This window comes from Tianweitania sediminis (assembly GCF_017813335.1).
Lineage (GTDB): Bacteria > Pseudomonadota > Alphaproteobacteria > Rhizobiales > Rhizobiaceae > Tianweitania > Tianweitania sediminis.
In genome coordinates this window covers 93180-110790 of sequence record NZ_JAGIYY010000004.1, presented here as the reverse complement: position 1 = coordinate 110790, position 17611 = coordinate 93180, and the positions used below count along the sequence as shown (strand labels likewise).

19 protein-coding genes are annotated in these 17611 nt (G+C 61.8%); 12 read left to right on the top strand and 7 right to left on the bottom strand.

The window, feature by feature from the left end; all coding sequences use genetic code 11:
- Positions 1 to 59 precede the first annotated feature (59 nt).
- Complete coding sequence (locus J5Y06_RS13480; RefSeq protein ID WP_209335702.1) at positions 60 to 3230, top strand: Rne/Rng family ribonuclease; 3171 nt, start codon at positions 60 to 62, stop codon at positions 3228 to 3230.
- Between the two features lie 101 nt (positions 3231 to 3331).
- Here J5Y06_RS13480 and J5Y06_RS13475 read toward each other — a convergent pair whose 3' ends face one another.
- The gene (locus J5Y06_RS13475; RefSeq protein WP_245247842.1) at positions 3332 to 4507 is read right to left on the bottom strand and encodes a pyridoxal phosphate-dependent aminotransferase; all 1176 of its coding nucleotides are present in this window, start codon (positions 4505 to 4507) and stop codon (positions 3332 to 3334) included.
- Between the two features lie 40 nt (positions 4508 to 4547).
- On the opposite strand from J5Y06_RS13475, the gene J5Y06_RS13470 reads away from it, so the two are divergent.
- The 8 genes from J5Y06_RS13470 to J5Y06_RS13435 all read left to right on the top strand — a co-directional run bounded on the left by J5Y06_RS13470 (position 4548) and on the right by J5Y06_RS13435 (position 11473).
- Positions 4548 to 6002: a M48 family metalloprotease gene (locus J5Y06_RS13470; protein ID WP_385932101.1), complete on the top strand. Its 1455-nt coding sequence runs from the start codon at positions 4548 to 4550 to the stop codon at positions 6000 to 6002.
- 12 nt (positions 6003 to 6014) lie between these two features.
- The gene (locus tag J5Y06_RS13465; RefSeq protein ID WP_245247840.1) at positions 6015 to 6827 is read left to right on the top strand and encodes a DsbA family protein; all 813 of its coding nucleotides are present in this window, start codon (positions 6015 to 6017) and stop codon (positions 6825 to 6827) included.
- A gap of 105 nt (positions 6828 to 6932) precedes the next feature.
- Positions 6933 to 7370, top strand: a complete 438-nt coding sequence (gene aroQ / locus J5Y06_RS13460; RefSeq protein ID WP_209335700.1) for a type II 3-dehydroquinate dehydratase — start codon at positions 6933 to 6935, stop codon at positions 7368 to 7370.
- A gap of 32 nt (positions 7371 to 7402) precedes the next feature.
- Complete coding sequence (gene accB, locus J5Y06_RS13455; protein ID WP_209335699.1) at positions 7403 to 7867, top strand: acetyl-CoA carboxylase biotin carboxyl carrier protein; 465 nt, start codon at positions 7403 to 7405, stop codon at positions 7865 to 7867.
- A 4-nt stretch (positions 7868 to 7871) separates the two neighbouring features.
- Positions 7872 to 9215, top strand: coding sequence for an acetyl-CoA carboxylase biotin carboxylase subunit (accC, locus tag J5Y06_RS13450; protein ID WP_209335698.1), 1344 nt, complete (start codon positions 7872 to 7874; stop codon positions 9213 to 9215).
- Between the two features lie 10 nt (positions 9216 to 9225).
- Positions 9226 to 9843 (top strand): leucyl/phenylalanyl-tRNA--protein transferase, encoded by a 618-nt coding sequence (gene aat / locus J5Y06_RS13445; protein WP_245247839.1) that lies wholly within the window; start codon positions 9226 to 9228, stop codon positions 9841 to 9843.
- 167 nt (positions 9844 to 10010) lie between these two features.
- Positions 10011 to 10634, top strand: a complete 624-nt coding sequence (locus J5Y06_RS13440; protein ID WP_209335696.1) for a PilZ domain-containing protein — start codon at positions 10011 to 10013, stop codon at positions 10632 to 10634.
- A 233-nt stretch (positions 10635 to 10867) separates the two neighbouring features.
- A complete protein-coding gene (locus J5Y06_RS13435) occupies positions 10868 to 11473 on the top strand; it encodes a transglutaminase-like cysteine peptidase (RefSeq protein WP_209335695.1) in 606 nt (201 codons plus the stop codon).
- 96 nt (positions 11474 to 11569) lie between these two features.
- Here J5Y06_RS13435 and J5Y06_RS13430 read toward each other — a convergent pair whose 3' ends face one another.
- Positions 11570 to 12097, bottom strand: a complete 528-nt coding sequence (locus J5Y06_RS13430) for a gamma carbonic anhydrase family protein (RefSeq protein ID WP_209335694.1) — start codon at positions 12095 to 12097, stop codon at positions 11570 to 11572.
- Between the two features lie 105 nt (positions 12098 to 12202).
- On the opposite strand from J5Y06_RS13430, the gene J5Y06_RS13425 reads away from it, so the two are divergent.
- Positions 12203 to 12919, top strand: a complete 717-nt coding sequence (locus J5Y06_RS13425) for a hypothetical protein (RefSeq protein ID WP_209335693.1) — start codon at positions 12203 to 12205, stop codon at positions 12917 to 12919.
- Positions 12920 to 12923: 4 nt separating this feature from the next.
- Here the strand turns inward: J5Y06_RS13425 and J5Y06_RS13420 are convergent, their stop codons facing one another.
- Together J5Y06_RS13420 and cysE are read right to left on the bottom strand one after the other, a co-directional pair.
- The gene (locus tag J5Y06_RS13420; RefSeq protein ID WP_209335692.1) at positions 12924 to 13130 is read right to left on the bottom strand and encodes a DUF3126 family protein; all 207 of its coding nucleotides are present in this window, start codon (positions 13128 to 13130) and stop codon (positions 12924 to 12926) included.
- Between the two features lie 97 nt (positions 13131 to 13227).
- Positions 13228 to 14058, bottom strand: a complete 831-nt coding sequence (gene cysE, locus J5Y06_RS13415) for a serine O-acetyltransferase (RefSeq protein WP_209335691.1) — start codon at positions 14056 to 14058, stop codon at positions 13228 to 13230.
- Positions 14059 to 14179: 121 nt separating this feature from the next.
- Here cysE and J5Y06_RS13410 point away from each other — a divergent pair, with 121 nt between their 5' ends.
- Positions 14180 to 14980 carry an enoyl-CoA hydratase-related protein gene (locus tag J5Y06_RS13410; protein ID WP_209335690.1) on the top strand — a complete coding sequence of 267 codons (801 nt, stop codon included), beginning with the start codon at positions 14180 to 14182 and terminating at the stop codon, positions 14978 to 14980.
- Between the two features lie 4 nt (positions 14981 to 14984).
- Here J5Y06_RS13410 and J5Y06_RS13405 read toward each other — a convergent pair whose 3' ends face one another.
- Genes J5Y06_RS13405 through J5Y06_RS13395 form a run of 3 tightly spaced genes read right to left on the bottom strand, consistent with a single transcriptional unit; the run spans position 14985 to position 16887 of the window.
- Complete coding sequence (locus J5Y06_RS13405) at positions 14985 to 15755, bottom strand: alpha/beta fold hydrolase (protein ID WP_209335689.1); 771 nt, start codon at positions 15753 to 15755, stop codon at positions 14985 to 14987.
- An 18-nt stretch (positions 15756 to 15773) separates the two neighbouring features.
- Positions 15774 to 16274 (bottom strand): DUF192 domain-containing protein, encoded by a 501-nt coding sequence (locus J5Y06_RS13400; RefSeq protein ID WP_209335688.1) that lies wholly within the window; start codon positions 16272 to 16274, stop codon positions 15774 to 15776.
- Positions 16275 to 16323: 49 nt separating this feature from the next.
- Positions 16324 to 16887: a cold-shock protein gene (locus J5Y06_RS13395; RefSeq protein ID WP_245247837.1), complete on the bottom strand. Its 564-nt coding sequence runs from the start codon at positions 16885 to 16887 to the stop codon at positions 16324 to 16326.
- Positions 16888 to 17165: 278 nt separating this feature from the next.
- On the opposite strand from J5Y06_RS13395, the gene J5Y06_RS13390 reads away from it, so the two are divergent.
- Positions 17166 to 17606, top strand: a complete 441-nt coding sequence (locus J5Y06_RS13390; RefSeq protein WP_209335686.1) for a VOC family protein — start codon at positions 17166 to 17168, stop codon at positions 17604 to 17606.
- The last annotated feature ends 5 nt before the right edge of the window (positions 17607 to 17611 follow it).

The window sequence follows — 17611 nt, the reverse complement described above, 5'->3', positions numbered from 1 at the left end:
CCAGGAAGATCCGCCCTTGAGGGCATCCCGGTGGCCGGCTGCCGGGGAGATCTTTGAAAATGCCCAACAAGATGCTGATAGACGCCTCCCACCCGGAGGAAACGCGGGTTGTCGTTACCCGCGGTAATCGTATCGAAGAATTCGATTTCGAGTCCCAAGACAAAAAACAACTCCGCGGAAACATCTACCTCGCCCGCGTCACGCGGGTTGAGCCATCCCTTCAGGCCGCTTTCGTGGAATATGGCGGCAACCGCCACGGCTTCCTGGCCTTCAGCGAAATCCACCCCGATTATTACCAGATCCCCGTCGCCGATCGGCAGGCCCTGCTGCGGGCAGACGCCGAAGCTGCGGAAGCCGAAGACGACGACGACGAGGAAGAGCGCTCTGGGCGCAAGCGCCGCCGCAGCCGCAACGGCAAGAACCGTCATCGCGACGAAGACAACAAGGCATCTTCCGAGAACCACAACGGTGGCGAAGAGTCGGCGGACGCGGGCTCCGCACCGCAGCCGGGCGGCGAAACGCTGGCCGACATAGAGCCATTCGAAGCAACCGGGTTCCTGTCCAACACGTTCACTTCGCTCCCCACCGAAGGCGAAGAGCAACCAGGCGGCGAGGCCGCGGCTGGCGAGGCCACGGATCAGCAAAATCAATCCGAGCGGCAGCAGGACGCTTCACCGCAGGATGCGGAAGCGACGCAGGATACCGCTGCAGCAGATGAAGAGGCCACTCCGCCCGCTAGCGATGACGATGATTCGTCCGGTCCTGCCATGGCCGCAGCGATCGAGGGCGATGTTGTTTCGGAAGATCTAAACGACTCATCGTCCGACGAAGCGGATGCTGTTGAGGCTCGTTCCGATGTTCGCTCCGACCCTTCAACCACCGACGACGACGACAATGACGACGACTCCGGCGAAGACGACGTCGAGTCTGTGGGTGCCGAGGACGCGATCGAAGAAGCGCAGCCGCGTCGCCGCGCCAATCGCCGGCAATACAAGATCCAGGAAGTCATCAAGCGCCGGCAGATCCTGCTCGTGCAGGTGGTAAAGGAAGAACGCGGCAACAAGGGTGCCGCACTGACGACCTATCTGTCGCTTGCCGGCCGCTACAGCGTCCTGATGCCGAACACGGCACGCGGCGGCGGCATTTCCCGCAAGATCACCAACATCCAGGACCGCAAGCGCCTCAAGGATGTCATGAAGGAACTCGAAGTGCCGCAGGGCATGGGCGTGATCCTTCGCACGGCCGGCGAAAGCCGCACGAAGGCCGAGATCAAGCGGGACTACGAATACCTGATGCGGTTGTGGGAGAATGTGCGCACGCTCACTCTCCAGTCGACGGCCCCTGCCCTGGTTTACGAGGAAGGCTCGCTGATCAAGCGATCGGTGCGGGACCTCTACAACAAAGAGATCGACGAGATCCAGGTCGCCGGCGAGGAAGGATATCGCGAAGCCAAGGACTTCATGCGCATGCTCATGCCGAGCCATGCCAAAATGGTCCAGCCCTATCGCGATACGGTTCCGATCTTTGCCCGCAACGGCATCGAGGCGCAGCTCGACCGCATGTTGCAGCCGCAGGTGAACCTGAAGTCCGGCGGCTATATTATCATCAACCAGACCGAAGCGCTGGTTGCGATCGACGTGAACTCCGGGCGCTCCACGAAGGAGCACTCCATCGAAGACACGGCGCTCCAAACCAATCTGGAAGCTGCTGACGAAGTGGCGCGCCAGCTCCGGTTGCGCGACCTTGCCGGTCTGATTGTGGTCGACTTCATCGACATGGAGGAGAACCGCAACAACCGCGCCGTCGAAAAGCGGATGAAGGACGCGCTGAAGAACGACCGCGCTCGCATCCAGGTGGGGCGGATTTCGCATTTCGGCCTGCTGGAAATGTCGCGCCAGCGCATCCGCGCCAGCGTTCTGGAGTCCACCACGCAGACCTGCCCGCATTGCGGCGGCACCGGACACATCCGCTCGGACTCGTCGGTGGCTCTCCATGTGATCCGGGCCATCGAGGATTACCTGCTCAAGGACAACCGCTCGCACATCGTCGTGCGGACGCCTGTCACAACGGCGCTTTACGTGCTCAACCACAAGCGCTCGACGCTGGTGGAACTTGAGCGCCGCTTCGGCCTGAGCATTTCCATGGAAGCCGACGAAACGCTCGGCTCGCAGCATTACGCGATCACCAAGGGGGCGCCCGTCGAGAACCCGGTGGTGATTGCGCCGCCAAGCTTCGAAACGGTCATCGAAGAAGAAGAAGACGATGATGCGCAGATGGAGCCGTTCGACAGCAGCGAAGTCGACGCTGATGAGGACGCAAGCGAGAGCGAAGCGCGCGACAACCAAAACGGCAAGGGTGAGCAGGGCGAGCGGGACAACGACCGCAAGCGTCGCCGGCGGCGGCGCCGTCGTGGTGGGCGCGAGCGCGACAATGCCCAGCCGCAGGCCGATGCGTCCAATCAGGATGATGAGGCGACTGCCGGTGATGACGACGTCGATGCTGATGCCGATGGCGAGACTGTCTCCACGAGCAGCGACGTTTCCGCGGCCGACGCGGATCAGGACCACAAGAAGCGCCGGCGCGGCAAGCGTGGAGGCCGCCGCAATCGCCGGGAAGATGGCGAAGGACTGGCGACCGCAGGCGATGATCAGGAGGAGGATCAGGGTTCGGCCGAAGCGTCGGATGAGCGCGACGCGGATGTTGTAGCCGCGGAAGCGGCAGCCGGCATCGATCCGGAAGGCGAACGGCCGGAAGGCGAGCCTGAGGCCGAGGCGACCGCAGAACCCGCTGCTCCTGCCGCAGCGGAGGCGGAAGCGCCGGCGGCGGAAGCCGAGGCCGCTCCGGTCAAGGCGCCCCGGGCGCGCGCTCGGCGGCCGCGCAAGACGGCTGCTTCTGCTGCTGCCGTGGAAGAGGCGACCGCTGATGCAGCTCCCGCGGAGGAGGCGTCAAGCGAACAGCCAACCGCCTCCAGTGCCGAGCCAGAGGCGCCGCAGCAAACATCGGTGACGGACGCGCAGCCGGACGGGAATGCCGCTGCAGAAGCCCCGGTTGCTCATGAAGCCGATGGTGCCGACCAGGACAACTCGGACTCAGCCGAAGAAGCGGCACCTGCGTCCCGCCGGCGAGCCGGCGCAAGCGACACGCCGAGCGAGCCCGTCGTGACGTCCAATGTCACGGAACCAGAAAAGCCGCGCAAGGGCGGCTGGTGGCAGCGCAAGAGCTTCTTCTAAGCACTGCCCCTCGGGAAATAAAAAGGCCGGGGCATCGCTCCGGCCTTTTTCGTTCGCGGGTGGGGATCCGGTGCAGCCGGAGCGCTCTCGGTATGGCGCAATCAGCGCTGGCGGAGCCAACGTTCGATGCGATCCGTTGCTTCCCTCATCTCGTCCAGCGTGCCGGCATAGGAAAAGCGCATCGTTCGGTGCCCTTCCTGCGGGTCGAAATCCAGGCCGGGCGTGGCCGCCACATGCGACTCGCTCAGCATCGCTTTCGCGAAGGACATGCTGTCATTGGTGAGACGCGACACATCGCAGTAGGCGTAGAAGGCGCCATCCGGCGGGGCCGCAATTCCGAAGCCAAGCTCGGGAAGCCGCTTCAACAGAAATGCCCGGTTGGCCTCGTAACGACTCTTGATGGGCTCCAGCACGTCCTGCGCGGTCAGGGCCGCAATCGCGGCACGCTGCGAAAGCTCTGGTGCTGAGATGTAGAGGCTTTGTGCGATGCGCTCCACCGCCCGCACGAGATGGTCCGGCAGCACCATCCAGCCAACCCGCCAGCCGGTCATGCAATAGTATTTGGAGAAGGAGTTGATCACCGTCACACTCTGGTCGAACTGCAGCGCCGTGGTGTCTGCTTCCGTGTAACAGAGGCCGTGATAGATCTCGTCGGAGATGGTTTCGATGCCCAGTTCCGCCGTCGCGTCGAGCAGTTTCTGCAAGGCGTGCGCCGGCATGACGGCGCCGGTCGGATTGGCCGGGCTGGCAAAAAGCAGCCCCTTCAGCGGGGTGGCCGCATGCACCTCGCGAAGCCGGTCTGCCGTTAGATACGCCATTCCCTCAAGTGGGATTTCCACGACTTCGAGGCCCAGCGCCTTGAGAATGTTGCGGTAGGCCGGATAGCCGGGAGCGGTGATCGCCACGCGATCGCCCGGGTCGAACATGGCCAGGAACGCGAGGTTGAACCCCGCCGAGGAACCGGTGGTCACGGCAATCCGCTCCGCGGGAACTTCCACGCGGTAATGTCGCCGGTAATGGTCGGACAGCGCGTCGCGGAGCGGACGCAGGCCCAAGGCATCGGTGTAGCCAATCCGGCCTTCCGCAAGCGCCTGAGCCGCGGCATCGCGCACCACCTGCGGAGCCGGGTCACTCGGTTGGCCAACGGCAAGCGAGATCACCGGTTTGCCCACAGCGCGCAGACGATTGGCCTCAGCCAGGATATCCATGGCATGGAAGGGTTCGACCTCGCTTCGACGGGAAGCGGATCGGATGAAGCTGGGGGTTGGATGGGTCATGGCCGCACAAATGCCGGATTGATGTGGGGATCACAAGTTCATGACAGCGGGCCGAGCGTCTTTTCATCGCTGTTCGCCTCGTTTACCAGCGCACTTCATGGGGAAGACGACCTTGCGCCATCTTCGTGACTTCAGCCGTGCTGCCTGCAGCGTCCTTATCGCTGCCGTTGTGGCGGTCACCGGCTCCCAGCCGGCCAGTGCCCAGAACCGCAACGTTCCCATCGTGCGCGATGCCGAGATCGAGGCACTCGTTTCGGAGTATGCGCGGCCGATCCTGAAGGCTGCCGGCCTGGCGAATTCCGGCATTCAGATCGTGCTGGTGAATGACCCGAGCTTCAATGCCTTTGTGGCGGGGCGCCGCATCTTCGTGAATACCGGGGCGCTTGTTGCGTCGGAAACGCCCAATGAGATCATCGGGGTGCTTGCGCACGAAGCAGGACACATTGCGGGCGGTCACCAGCAACGCCTGCGCGACCAGATCGCACGTGCCCAAACCATTGCCGTTGTTGCCGGCCTGCTCGGAATGGGCGCGGCGCTGGGTGGCGCTGTGTCCGGCAACCGGGGCGCCGGGCAAGCGGGAATGGGCGTGGCGATGGGCAGCAGCGAGGCTGCGCGCCGCAGCATTCTCGGCTACCAGCGCACGGAAGAGGTGACGGCCGACCGAGCCGCCATGCGCTACCTTGAAAGCACAGGCCAGTCCGCCAAGGGGATGCTGACGACGTTCAGCCGCTTTCAGAGCGCGCTTGCCTTGTCCGGCACGCGAGTCGACCCGTACCAGATCAGCCATCCGATGCCGCGCGATCGCATCGCGAATCTCACGACGCTTGCCGAAAAGAGCCCGCACTACAACAAGACCGATCCGGACAACCTGCAGCAGCGTCACGACATGATGCGCGCCAAGATCGCCGCCTTCACCGGAAGCCAAGCTGCCGCGGCACGGCTTAACCGCCGTCTTTCCGGGGGCCCCGCGGCTGCTTATGGCGACGCCATCAACACCTTCCTGCGAGGCAATCCCGCATCAGCCCTTCAGAAAACGGAGGCACTGCTGCAATCGATGCCGAAGAACCCCTATTTCCATGAGCTCAAAGGCGAGGTTCTGATGCGGGCGAACCGCCCGGCCGAAGCCGCAAAGTCCTTCGCGGCGGCGACGAAGCTCGATCCCAACCGCTCCGGCATCCTGCAGATCCTTTACGGCCAGGCACTGCTTGCCACAGGCAAGCCGGAGAACCTGAAGCCCGCAACAACGGCGTTGCGGCAAGGGCTGGAGCGAGACCGTGAGTTCATCAACGGATACCAGTCCCTGGCGCGCGCTTATGGCCAGGCGGGGCAGATCGGCGATGCCGAACTGGCCACCGCCGAGGGCCATTATTATTCCGGCAATTACCAGGATGCGATGATCTTTGCGGCGCGCGCGCAACAACGCCTCCAACGCGGCTCGCCATCCTGGATTCGGGCGCAGGACATCATTTCTTCACGCCAGAAGCCGAAAAGCTGAACCGAGGCTTCCATGAGCAAATCCGGGGTAACCACCATGCGCAACGTCGTTCTTTCGCTCGCGGGTGGGCTGGCCGCCGTGGCCGTCATCGGCACGGGGTACCTTGCGGCGCTTCCAAGTGCTGCCCATTCGAACGAGGCCACTGCCCCCGCTCAGGCCACGGACGGGGCCGAAAAGGCCCGCATCGAGGGGATCGTCCGTGATTACCTGCTCGAGAACCCTGAAATCCTGATCGAGGTGCAGCAGGCACTGGTGGCGCGCCAGGAATCGGCACAAAAAGAGCAACAGCTGGCGGTTTTGCAGCAGGAAGGTGATGCGATCTTCCGCTCGCCCCATGACGGAATCATTGGCAATCCCGATGCGAGAACCACGGTGGTCGAGTTCTTCGATTACAACTGCGGCTACTGCAAGCACGCGCTGTCGGACATGCAGACCATGGTGCAGGAAAACCCGGACCTGCGCTTCGTCCTGAAGGAGTTCCCGATCCTGGGGCCGGATTCGCAGCAGGCGCATGTGGTATCCGCCGCCTTGAAGAAGATCGCACCGGAAAAGTACCCCGAATTCCACATCCGTCTCCTGAGCGGCAGCGGTCGGGCCGGTGAAGCGGCAGCGGTCCGGGTTGCGACCGATCTCGGCGTCGAGGAGTTCGCTCTTCGCGAAGCCATGCGTGACCCCACCATCAACGATGAATTCGCTTCCACCTACGAACTTGCCAGCAAGCTCGCCATCACCGGCACGCCCGCCTATGTCGTCGGCGATGAGATCGTGTTTGGTGCCGTGGGTGCAGAGGATCTTCTCGAGAAGCTCGCCGCGGCGAAGCAGTAGCGCCCCAGCAAGCTTTGGAAAATGCGGGAACGCTCTTTTCGAGCGTGCTGCACCCCCTTATAGAGGGCGCGGATGCGTCCGCCGCCGCGGCTGCCGGGAGTGGCAATGTCGAAGCCGATTTTCGTTCTCAATGGTCCGAACCTGAACATGCTGGGCAAACGCGAACCCGGCATTTACGGCGCGAAGACCCTGGACGAGATCCATGCAGATTGCCGCACACAGGCGGAGAGCCTCCGACTGACCGTGGACTTCCGGCAAACGAACCACGAAGGCGTCCTGGTGGACTGGATCCAGGAAGCTGGCGACGCGGCCGCCGGGATCGTGATCAATCCGGGCGCTTACAGCCACACGTCGATTGCCATCCACGACGCACTTCGTTCGGTCGGGACGCTGCCCGTCGCCGAAGTCCATCTTTCCAACATCCACGCACGCGAAGCCTTTCGCCACACGTCCATGGTATCGCCGGTCGCCACCGGCGTGATCTGCGGGTTCGGCCCGTTCGGCTACGTTCTTGCGTTGCAAGCTGTCGCGGCCCGGTTGTGAGCCGCACCAAAACGACCTTGAAGGAACAAGAAATGTCGCATGAGCAGAACGGCATCGATCAGCAACTCATCCGTGATCTCGCCGGGATTTTGAACGACACCAATCTCACCGAGATCGAGGTCGAGTATGGAAGCCTGAAGCTCAGGGTGGCAAGGCAGCAGCCCGCGGTTCAAGCCTATGCGCCGGCTCCGATGGCACCACCCCCGCCCGCTGCCGCTGCCGCGGCTTCTGCTCCAGCCGCAACGCCCGCGGGTGATGCGCTCAAGAACGCCGTGACATCGCCAATGGTCGGCACCGCCTATCTCTCGCCGTCGCCTGGCGCCCGCCCCTTTGTTGAAGTGGGGCAGACCGTGCGCGAAGGCCAGACGCTTCTCATCATCGAAGCCATGAAGACCATGAACCAGATTCCGGCGCCACGGTCCGGGACCGTGGTTGCGGTTTTGTGTGAGGACTCGCAGCCTGTTGAATTCGGCGAACCTCTGGTGGTGATCGAGTAACACCATGTTCCAGAAAATCCTGATCGCGAACCGAGGCGAGATCGCGCTGCGCGTGCTGCGTGCCGCCAAGGAACTCGGCATCCAGACGGTTGCCATCCACTCCACGGCCGACGCCGATGCGATGCACGTGCGCCTTGCGGATGAAAGCGTCTGCATCGGGCCGCCGCCCGCGCGCGACAGCTACCTCAACATCCACCAGATCGTGTCGGCGTGCGAAATCACCGGCGCTGACGCCATCCATCCGGGCTATGGCTTTCTGTCGGAGAATGCGAAATTCGCGGACATACTGGCCGCCCACAACATCACCTTCATCGGTCCGTCGGGTGACCACATCCGCGTGATGGGCGACAAGATCGAAGCCAAGCGTACGGCCAAGCGACTGGGCATCCCGGTTGTTCCAGGCTCGGAAGGCGCGATCGGCGACGAGGTGGAAGCCAAGCGCGTGGCAGCGGAAATCGGCTATCCGGTTCTGATCAAGGCATCCGCCGGCGGCGGCGGCCGCGGCATGAAGGTGGCACGCAGCGAGGCCGACCTTTCGCTGGCGCTTTCCACCGCGAAGGCCGAAGCAGGCGCAGCCTTCGGCGACGATGCCGTTTACATCGAGAAGTACCTTGAGAAGCCGCGCCACATCGAAGTGCAGGTGATGGGCGACGGCCGGGGCGGCGCAATCCATCTGGGCGAGCGCGACTGCTCGCTGCAGCGCCGGCACCAGAAGGTGTGGGAAGAAGCCAATTCCCCTGCTCTCAACGAGGAGCAAAGGGAGCGCATCGGTGAGGTTTGCGCCAAAGCCATCGGTGACCTGGGCTATTCCGGTGCGGGAACGATCGAGTTCTTGTATGAGAACGGCGAGTTCTACTTCATCGAGATGAACACGCGCCTGCAGGTGGAGCATCCGGTCACGGAAGCCATCACTGGCCTCGACCTCGTTCACGAACAGATTCGCGTTGCATCCGGCGGCGGCCTGTCGCTGAAGCAGGATGAGGTGCGCTTCTCCGGCCACGCCATCGAATGCCGCATCAACGCGGAGAATGCGCGGACCTTCGTGCCATCGCCCGGCACGATCACGCATTTCCATACACCGGGCGGCCTTGGCATCCGCGTCGATTCCGGCGTTTACAGCGGCTATCGCATCCCGCCCTACTACGACAGCCTGATCGGGAAGCTCATCGTGCACGGACGCAACCGTGTGGAATGCATGATGCGGCTTCGGCGTGCGCTGGATGAGTTCGTGGTGGACGGGATCGACACCACGCTGCCTCTTTTCCGCGAACTCGTGGGCAATCCTGATATCGCCAATGGAGACTACGACATCCATTGGCTGGAGAAACATCTCGCCGCCGGGCACTGATCGGCCTCCCATGGCGGCGCGTCCTTTCGCTCCCGGATACCGGATCCCGCCGGACCTGCTTTTGCGCGCCTACGCGTCGGGAGTGTTTCCCATGGCCGAGGAAGCGGATGATCCCGAGGTGTTCTGGGTGCGTCCAGAGATCCGCGGCATCATCCCGCTCGACGGCTTTCACGTTCCAAAAAGTCTTGCGAAGATCATCCGGCAGGCGCGCTTCGATGTGAAGCGCGACACAACCTTCGTTGGGGTAGTCGACGGCTGTTCGGAAAGCAGCGACGGCCGGGAAAAGACCTGGATCAATGGCCCGATTCGCGAGGCTTATGCCGAACTCTTTGCCCGGGGCCATTGCCACACGGTCGAGGCGTGGCGCGACGACCGGCTGGTGGGCGGCCTCTACGGGGTGACGCTCGGCCGTGCCTTCTTTGGAGAAAGCATGTTTTCCCGGGAAAAGGATGCATCCAAGGTCTGCCTTGTGCATCTTGTGGAGCATCTGCGGGAACGCGGCTTTGTTCTTCTGGACACGCAGTTCACGACGGAGCACCTGAAGCGCTTCGGGGCGGTGGACGTTCCGCGCAACCGGTATGACCAGTTGCTTTCCGAGGCGCTGCAGGGCGATCCTGCTCTTTATTGACAGCTTACGTTGCCCTCTACTCGGCTCAGCTCGTTTTTGCCGGGACGTCTCAAGTGCTTAATTTCCGCAACAGTGCTTATTAAGCTTACCGCTTATTAACAGGTGAAACCGTAGAATTTCGGCATATTCCTGCAATAGCAGAGACGAGTTTCCGAAAGGGCGGGACAATGAGGTCAGCGGCGATCGACACTGCGCCGTCCGGTGCGGAACGACGCAACTTCCAGCGCGTCCGTGTTAAAATCTATGGCCGCTATATGCTGGAGGATCGATCTGAGCATCCTTGCCAGGTGATCGACATGTCGCCCGGCAATGTGGCGTTTCGCTGTGATACAGCAGGCGTTCCCGGCGAAAAGGTCATCGCCTATCTCGATCATATCGGCCGAATCGAAGGCGTTGTTACGCGGACGATTCCGGAAGGCTTCGCCATGACCGTGCTTGCGTCCGATCGCAAGCGCGACAAGCTTGCCGCGCAGCTAACCTGGCTTGCCAACAAGCATGAGCTCGACCTGCCCGAGGATCGACGCCACGATCGCGTCGCGCCGCGCAATCCAATGACCATCCTGCGCCTGGCCGATGGACGCGAATACCAGTGCCGAATTATCGACCTTTCTCTGTCTGGTGCGGCAATCGAACTCGATGTCAAACCGGCCCTTGGCATCCAGGTGTCGCTAGGGACGATGCGCGGGCAGGTCGTGCGGCATTTCGACGATGGTGTGGCGATCGAGTTTGCTGCCGTTCAACACGCCGAAACGCTGGAAGCCGAGTTCGCTCATCCGATTGCCACGCACTGATCATTCGATCAGATGATCAAAGGGGCCTCCGGGCCCCTTTTTTGTTGCCTGCAGGTCAAGCCATATGGATGCTCAGGAGCGGGCTGATAGTTAACGCAGCAACAACGAAGCGTTAAGGAAGCGAATACACGCACGCTCGCTTTTGAATAAAGCTTACCTCAAAAACCGATGCTCTTCTTGGATCAAGCTCAAGGCGTCTGTGTCATTGTCTCTTTCGACGGGGAGACAAATACATGTCCTTTGGGAAGACGTTTATACTGGCAGCATCTGTTCTAGTCCAGACACTGACACTCACTACATTTGCTTCAGCCAATTCTACGATGCCCACCGCCGGTCGTTCGACGCAGCCCGTGGGCCACTACGAGTTCTGCCAGAGCTATGTCGAGGATTGCCGGCGCCATGCTCAAGTCGAGGCGCCTGTGGCGCTGACGCGGGAACTCTGGGCCGAGGTGGTCGAGGTGAACAACCTCGTGAACACCATGGTCACACCAATGACAGACATGGAGATGTGGGGCCGTGAGGAAGTTTGGTCCTACCCCACACATGGTGTCGGCGATTGCGAAGACTACGCCCTGGAAAAGCGCCGGATGCTGTCCGAACGCGGAATCTCCGCAAGCAATCTGCTTATGACGGTGGTGCGCCAGAAGAACGGCGCCGGCCATGCGGTGCTGACGCTGCGCACCAGCATGGGCGATTTCATCCTCGACAATCTCGAACCCCGCGTTCTCGCCTGGACCGACACGGAATACCGGTTCCTCAAGCGCCAGTCGGAAAAGCATGCCGGAATCTGGGTTTCCATCGAAGATGGGCGCGACGTACTCGTCGGCAGCCTGAAGTAGCAGGGATCAGCGAACAACCCGGTCGAGTCCCCACCTCCCCGTCCCGAACGACCGGGTTCAGGAGCCGGCCCTTCCCCAAGGGTCGGCTCCGCTTCTTCAGATCTCCTTCAGACCATCACGGAAGCGCATCGCGTTCTTCTGGTAGTGGATCGCCGACCATCGAAGCCGTTCCACCTCGTCCGTGCTCAAGGTCCGGATGACCTTGGCCGGCGAGCCGACAATCAGCGAGTTTGACGGAAAGGATTTGCCTTCCGTCACCAGTGCGCCCGCACCCACAAGGCTGTTTTCGCCAATCACGGCGCCGTTCAGGACGATGGCTCCCATGCCGATTAGGCTGTTAGCGCCAATGGTGCACCCGTGCAGCATGGCGCGATGGCCGATTGTGCACCCGTTTCCCACCGTGAGCGGAAAGCCGATGTCCGTGTGCATCACGGTGTGCTCCTGAACGTTTGAGCCTCGCCCGATCACGATCGGTTCGTTGTCTCCCCGAAGCACAGAGCCGAACCAGATTCCGACATCCGCTTGAATATGGATGTCGCCGATGATCGTCGCATCGGGGGCAATCCAGATCGACGACCTGTCATCTAGGCGCGGCTCGCGATCTCCAAGCGCGTAAAGGGGCATGAGCAGTCCTCCAGGAAAATTAGTGCTACATTTACCATGAGCCGGCATTGTAAGGCGCGGAAGCCTTCGTGTCCTTGTTTCCCCGAAGAAAGCTTTTGTTGCCGGATGGACCCTGCTCCTTCAGACGCCCTCGCGCTTGGTGAACTGCGCTTCGTCAAGCGCGTCATCTCGGCGGGTCTGGCGATGGTCTTGTTGGCCGCGGTAATCAGCGTCGGGGGCAAGTGGCTGGGGCAGTCACTGGTTCTGGCAGGTCATAGCGACTCTCTGACATCGCGAGAGATCGTCATCGGCAACAACGTCCTTGCCATCCCCGACAACGCCATCCGCTTTGAGGATGCTCGCCGGGATGGCGTTGCCGAGCGCCTGGAGCTTTATCTCCACTGGCCCGAGATGGAAGGCTATTCGCCTGAAAAGCGCGACGCCTTCAACAACGCCGAAAAGGAACGCAGCATCGTCTTTCTGTCGATCGGGGAAGCCAGCATGTCGCGCGACATGAGCGGCCGGCTTGCACCGATCTACAGCAAGCTTATCGAACCCAGCGGTCGCGCTGTGGCACCGGGACTGACCAGCCACCGCTTCATTCCGTCGTCCGGCTACCAGGATGAAGAGTTGATCATCGGAACAGGCCAGGAGGCTTATGTCGCCCGCTGCCTGATCGCGGAAGCCGCTACGCAGTCGCTTGCGCCATGCGAGCGTGACCTGCGACTGGGCGAAGAGTTAAGTCTCACCTATCGCTTCCCGCGCCGGCTGCTCGCCCAGGCTGCGGAGCTGGACGCCAAGGTCCGCAGCCGTGCGCAAAGCTGGTTGCGCACGGCAAACTGACATCTCAAAGATCGACGTCGAGGATGGCCATGGAGAAGTTGTAGGACAGTTCGCCGTCTTCATCGTCCTTGAAAACGATGCCGAGGAACTCGTCACCCATGTAGACTTCGGCGGAGTCGTCCTTACGCGGACGCGCCTTCACCTGCAGGCCAGGATTGCGGAAGACCCGCTTGAAATAGGCGTCGAGCTTCTTGATCTCGTCGGGTTTCACAGGGCGGTACTCCTCGATATTCCTTGAAAATGCGAAGCGCGCTTCTGGCATGCAGCCGGAAGCGCGTAAACCCAGATAGGGCACCGAAGCTGTGAAGTCAGGCGCGCTCGCCGCCGACTGGGAACGCGTGGTCCATCTGGTGGGCGGGCTGGTCACAACCCGACTCGCCGACGATCTTTGCCGGAACTCCCGCCACCGTCTTGTTGTTCGGGATGGACTGCAGCACGACCGACCCCGCGGCAACCTTGGAGCAGTGGCCGATCTCGATGTTGCCGAGGATCTTGGCGCCGGCGCCGATCAGAACGCCATGACGAATCTTTGGATGGCGATCCCCGCCCGCCTTCCCGGTGCCGCCGAGAGTGACCGCATGAAGCATCGAGACATTGTCTTCGATGACAGCTGTTTCGCCTGCAACCAGACCGGTCGCGTGATCAAGAAAAATCCCTCGGCCAAAGCGAGCAGCCGGATGGATGTCCGTGGCGAACACGGATGACGATCGGCTTTGCAGATAAAGCGCAAAGTCGCGACGCCCCTCAGACCAAAGCCAGTGGGCCAGGCGATGCGTCTGGATGGCGTGAAAGCCCTTGAAATAAAGCAGCGGCATCATGAACCGGTCGCAAGCAGGATCGCGGTCGAAATAAGCCTGAATGTCGGAGCGCACGACCTCGCTCCAGTCCAGGTTATCCCGATTCATGGCCTTGAAGGTCTGCCGGATGAGGTCGGCGGCGACATCATGGTGATCAAGCCGTTCGGCAATCCGATGGATTACGGCGTCTTCGAGCGATGCCTGGTTCAGAATCGTGGAAAATAGGAAAGCTGCCAGCAGCGGGTCGCGCTCGACGGCAGCCGCCGCTTCTTCCTGAACCGCGCTCCAAATCGGATCCATCGACTGGACGACGCTTGATCGGATCGCGCTGCGGATGTTCATGCTTCTGCTCCGGGCCTGGCGGTCGTTTGTACGGCCGGCTTGGTTGAGAATGGAAACTATGCCAAAGCGCCGTGACGCGGAAATGAATTTTCGTCGATCATCTTTCAAGTGGAACTGATGAATGGACTTTCAAGCCGAGGCAGAAATCGCGCCGATCCGTGTGGATGCAGTTAACGGCGTTGCAACGCTGACGATCGATCGACCAGCCAAAAAGAATGCGATGACAGCGGCGATGTGGTCCGCGTTGATCAACGCGTTGCGGGATGTGGCTGCCGACGCAAGTTGCCGTGTGCTGGTTTTGCGGGGCGAAGGAAACGACTTCTGCGCCGGCGCCGATATTGCTGAATTCGACACGGTGCGGCGCGATCCCGAAACGGCACGTGCCTACGAAGATCTCAACGCCAGGGCTTTCGGCGCCCTGAGAGAGCTTCCGATCCCGACTATTGCGGCCATTCGCGGCAATTGCCTCGGCGGCGGACTGGGCCTCGCGATCTCCTGCGACCTGCGCCTTGCCACCGCTGATGCGCGGTTTTCGATCCCGGCGGCAAAGCTTGGCCTCGCCTACCCGGCCGAAAGCATTCGGCATGTGGTCTGGGCCGCCGGACCGCAACTGGCGCGTTTCCTGATCCACACCGGCCAGCAGATCACCGCGGCTGAGGCTCATCAGGGCGGTCTTCTTCTCGATGTGGTGAAAAGCGATCATCTGGATGAGCGGGTCGCAGCACTGGCCGCAACAATCGCTGCCAACGCCCCGCTGACACACCGCGCCAGCAAGAGGGCAATCAACGCGGTTCTGGCCGATGACGAAGCCATGCTCGAGGAAGCTGCCGCCATGGGCGCCGCCACTTTCGCCAGCGAAGATTATGCGGAAGGAAGACGTGCTTTTCGTGAGCGGCGACAGCCTGTGTTTCGCGGGCGCTGAGCTGTCAGATCTCTGCGCCGAGCAGATGGGCGCTCAGAAACGCGAGCACGCGGGCCTTGAAGCTGCGGTCACCCACTGAGAGCATATGATCGCGCCCTTCGATGGCGAACGCCTCGCCATGCGGCAGCATGGCCGCCAAACGCTGCGGTGAGCCGCCGATATCGTCCTTGGTGCCAACGGCAACCAGCGTCGGCTGATGGATCTGCGACAAGCGCGCTTGGCTGAGCTCCGCGCGCGATTCAGCAATGCATGCCGCCAGAGCCATACGGTCGCTGCGCGTTTGATCGGCGAAGGCCCGGAACATCTTGCCGCGCGGGTGGCTGATTGCGGTAGGATCTTCAGCCGTCAGCGCATCTGCGATCGGATCCCAGTCTCCAACGCCATCGACCATACCGGATCCAAGTCCACCGAAGATCAGCGTCGCCACGCGATCGGGCGCCTGCAGCGCCATGAACGCGGCGACGCGCGCTCCCATGGAATAGCCGAACACGTGGGCGCGTGGGATCGACAGATGGTCAAGCAATGCAACCGCGTCTGACGCCAAGGCATCCGGATGATAATCGGCAGTCTCGTAGCTCTTGGTCGAGGCGCCATGGCCACGGTGATCAAAGGCGATCACCCGATAGCCTGCCCCGGTCAGCGTCTTGATCCAGCCTGGATTTGTCCAATTGAAGACGATGCTGGAGGCAAAGCCGTGCAACAAAAGGACAGGCTCGCCGCTGCCCTCGTCGACGAAGGACAGTTCAAAACCATCATGCGAGAAGAACTGGGGCATGCTTCGGACGAACTGGGCTCAGTTGGCTTTTGCCACAGCGGCAATCAGCGGATGGTCCAGGCGATCGCCGGGCTTGAGGCCGGTGCGCTCGGCCGTGCCCTGCTCCAGCTCCAGCACGAAGCGGATCGGCTGCGGCGTCGAGATTGTTGCTTCGGAGAAAGGCTCCCCCGGCTCGATGGCCGCGATCGTTCCGTCGTCGCGGATGAAAACCAGATCAAGCGGGAGCGGCGTGTTTTTCATCCAGAAGCCCACCGGCCTGGTGCTTTCGAAAACGAAAAGCATGCCGCGATCGGTCGGCAGGCTTTCGCGAAACATCAGTCCGCGCTCACGCTCAGCCGGATCATCCGCAACCTCGATGGAGAACTTCTTTTCGCCGTCGGAGGTGGTAACCACCAGCGGCGCAGGATGAACCGGAAGCATCTGGGCTTCGCCGTCGAGCGAAAATGCGGGTTTGGCGAAACCCGTTGCAAGAAGAAGCGCGAAAAGGATGATGCGCAGGTACGATGGAATGGGATGCATGAAGCGATCTCGCTGGTCCGGGTGCCGGATCATCTAGCGCAGCTGCGCGTCAGTGCGAGACCGGCAGTGTTCCGACATCGGGATGAATTTCAGCTGCCATCAGCCCCTTGCCGCTGCGGCCGAAGCGAACAAGCACAACCTGCCCTGGACGGAGCTCGGTCAAGCCATAGCGGCGCAGGGTTTCCATATGCACGAAAATATCTTCCGTGCCCTCGCCGCGTGTGAGGAAGCCAAAGCCCTTGGTGCGGTTAAACCACTTCACCAAGGCCCGCTCGATGCCGCTTTCCGCGGTTACCGCCGAATGGGTGCGCTGCGCCTGATTTTCCGCAGGATGAACGGCCGTCGACATGTCGATCGACAGCACCTTGAACGCCTGCAAGCCACGCTCGCCCTGCTTCACGAGGCAAACCACGCGGGCGCCTTCGAGTGCGGTTTGGAAGCCGTCGCGGCGCAGGCAGGTCACATGAAGAAGAATATCACCCAGGCCGGGCTGGTCGGGCAAGATAAAGCCGAAGCCCTTGGCGACATCGAACCACTTGATGGAGCCCGCGATTTCCAGGACCTCGACGCCTTCTTCGGCCTCAATCCCCGTCTGGCTCGCGGAGCCAGCCATGCCGGCCTCATGCCGTGCTGAAATGGCCTTCTGCCCCATCGTTCGCGAGCCCCTTCGCCAAACCAAATCACCTGATTCTGACTTCAAGATAGCACCTGTGACTCCGACCCCGGCAAGTGCCGAACACTACTTTTTAACATTTGCTCAAGCGCGTGGATTCGCAGGTGTGGACTATCTATCACACTCGCCGCAGACCGGGTGCTCCACCCGAGTCCGCTTGCGCCGAACTCAGCCTGCGCCATATGAGCGGCCGGCCTCTAGAAAACGGGACGATTGCCATGCGTTACCTGCACACCATGATCCGCGTCAGCGATGTCGATGCGTCGCTCGACTTCTTCATCAACAAGCTTGGCCTGCTGGAAGTTCGCCGCATCGAGAACCAGCAAGGTCGGTTCACCCTGATCTTCCTGGCGGCTCCCGAAGACGAGCACAACGGCATCACCCATCAGGCGCCGCTGGTCGAACTCACCCACAACTGGGATCCGGAGGAATACAGCGGCGGGCGCAACTTCGGCCATTTGGCCTATGAAGTGGACGACATCTACGCAACCTGCCAGCGGCTGATGGACAACGGCGTGACCATCAACCGCCCGCCCCGCGACGGCAACATGGCCTTCATCAAGACGCCGGACGGCATCTCGATCGAGCTGCTGCAGAAGGGTCCCGCGAAGGAAAAGGCGGAACCCTGGGCTTCCATGGCCAACACCGGCACCTGGTAGGCCGC